Genomic DNA, 2,290 nt, shown 5'->3' with positions numbered 1-2,290 from the left:
ACCAGACCACAATACCCAAAACACAGATCCAGTCGAAGAATTTAAAAGAACAAACCAAAGCCAAGTGTCAGAATCCGACTTTCCCAATTGGCATGGAACCTCACAGCAACTTGGTTTACGACGATTTTTCCACCTTGATACTGGTTGAGGAAACGAACTCAAAAATACTGAAGCCAGCAACTTTCGAGAACCTGACAACCCCTGAATTTTCAAAGCGCTATAACGCCCAATTAAGGGGTGAGCAACGCTACTACCCAAACCTAAAGCATTCTGCCATAAACACTAAACTTGAAGTAGAAGCAAAAATGCCAAGCGTTGGGAATCCCTCTTAAATTGTTTGTTAAATGTATAATTCACGCTTAACTGAAACCCTAAATTTTTTGTAGCTTTCTCTAACTTTCGCCACTTTTACATCTAGTGTATTGCTATACGAACGATATAGACTCCTAGAGTCGCTATCGTAGTCACCCGAACGATCACCGTTTAGGTTTGGATGCATACAATAACGCTGATCTTCAACAATAATGTGCCGAGGATAAGGTTCAAATTCGCATGCGCACCACAGCATTAGTTCATTTAAAGCCTTAGCAAAGGCAATAAAATTTTGATCTACTGAATCAACAAGAAACTTAAACTCGACCTCGTCAACAATATATATAATTTCAGACACACTATCTTTCAGGCTTGAGGTGTAAGAATGGTCATCTTGCACCGAACTTAAGTAATTATTTAGACTAATTTCATTAAATGATTCTGTGATTTTTTTGTATAAATTAACATCATGTTCAATCAAATTATTCTGAATACGAGCCTTTTCATTTTGCACGGTTCGCTTTTTATAAGCCTCAGCATACTCATAAATAGACGTTGTAACTAAATGGTATAGTAATGCAACGACGATTAAAGCAAGACCAAGATACTCGTTAGTTTCGATGCTAATACTAGCATCTAAGTATCTGTTCAATAAAGAAACAACAATTATTTCCCAAAGAGGTTGAGACACAAGCACTAACCCAGCACCCACGAGCCACCATGTGAGTTTGTTATAGAAGCGAGGTCTCAACAAATTTATAAGATGCACTAACTTTTCAAACAATTACACTTTCCTTATACATTTAACGCCGCGTTAAGCGGACAAAAATTGTGGGTTATAATGTGTAGCGAAGCGAAACGTAACCCACTGTTTTTGTTCCGTTTAAACGCCTTGTTATACGTTTCTCAACTCAGCTTCAGGTTTGCTCATCTGAAAACACCAGACACTATCCCCCCTACATTCCTCTGTGATTTTTTCATACAACTTGCACCACAAATCATTAAGATTTTTAATTTTTACTGAATTATGAATACTCCAAGACTTTCCAGCAGGAACATTAGTAGGAAAGAAAAATTTATCGCAATATTTTAACGCAAACCATTGTTCCCAGATCCGAGGCGTAGCGCTCGTATGGATCGTTGAATTAGTCCATTTATAAATTTTTAACACATTAGATACATTAATGTCATCCATTTCAAAATGATTCATATTTTTTTTAATAAACTCAGGAAAAAAATCGTGACGAATCTTTGCTGAATTTCCCATAGAGTCATATATATCATTGACTCCAAGGAGTCTTCTAAATTTCAATTCTAAGCTTTGACGAAGAAAATAACATGAAGCTGACATATTACCTTTATGACTTAAAACATTACTAGTCGATTGAGAACCCCAATAGGAATTTATTGAGTCTTTGTAAATGAAGACTGTATGTTGCTGGTAGTTTTTCCCACCTTGGAGAAAACTAAATGAAGTGTCCGATTTTTTTTCAAAGTACTCAATGAACGGAGATACGTCGTGAAGAAAATCTACAATATACTCACCGTATTTTAGCAATCTTTGAGATGTTACTCTTTTCTTGTCAGACCGAATCTCACGTATTAAAAATTCAAACCATTCAAATGCAACTTTAATCTGGCACTTTACATAAGCATTCAATTGAGTTTCAGTTTTGAAATTTAATGACTCTCCGAAAACAACTGAAACCGCGTAATCATAATTGATTTTTTTAGCTGGTTTGAGGTATTTACTTTTAAATTCACCAACGTATTTCTCTAATGCCATTAAACAATAATTAGGACTTTTTTTTACAGATAGAAATGTTTCTTTATTACATTTGAAATAAAGTTCGTGAACAATTTTCAATTTAACACTCCAATTGGATTACATTTATAAACGTTGGTGTACCCCATAAAAAGTAGACACCACATAACTACATACTTTCGTACTCAACCGGACTGACATGCCCCAACGCTG

Annotated in this window: 3 protein-coding genes; 1 reads left to right on the top strand and 2 read right to left on the bottom strand. The window is 35.4% G+C overall.

All coding sequences use genetic code 11. From position 1 onward, the window contains the following. Positions 1 to 332 (top strand): hypothetical protein (locus tag Q8W40_RS27835; RefSeq protein WP_305402078.1); only part of this gene is annotated, 332 nt, incomplete at its 5' end. 8 nt (positions 333 to 340) lie between these two features. Here the strand turns inward: Q8W40_RS27835 and Q8W40_RS27830 are convergent. Next, positions 341 to 1,096 (bottom strand): hypothetical protein, encoded by a 756-nt coding sequence (locus tag Q8W40_RS27830; RefSeq protein WP_305402077.1) that lies wholly within the window; start codon positions 1,094 to 1,096, stop codon positions 341 to 343. 111 nt (positions 1,097 to 1,207) lie between these two features. Next, positions 1,208 to 2,179: a hypothetical protein gene (locus Q8W40_RS27825; RefSeq protein ID WP_305402076.1), complete on the bottom strand. Its 972-nt coding sequence runs from the start codon at positions 2,177 to 2,179 to the stop codon at positions 1,208 to 1,210. Positions 2,180 to 2,290: the final 111 nt, after the last annotated feature.

The organism is Vibrio penaeicida, assembly GCF_030689305.1.
In the GTDB taxonomy this organism is placed as follows: domain Bacteria; phylum Pseudomonadota; class Gammaproteobacteria; order Enterobacterales; family Vibrionaceae; genus Vibrio; species Vibrio penaeicida_B.
The sequence above is the reverse complement of the archived record's forward strand: the minus strand, read 5'-3'. Positions and strand labels throughout refer to the sequence as shown.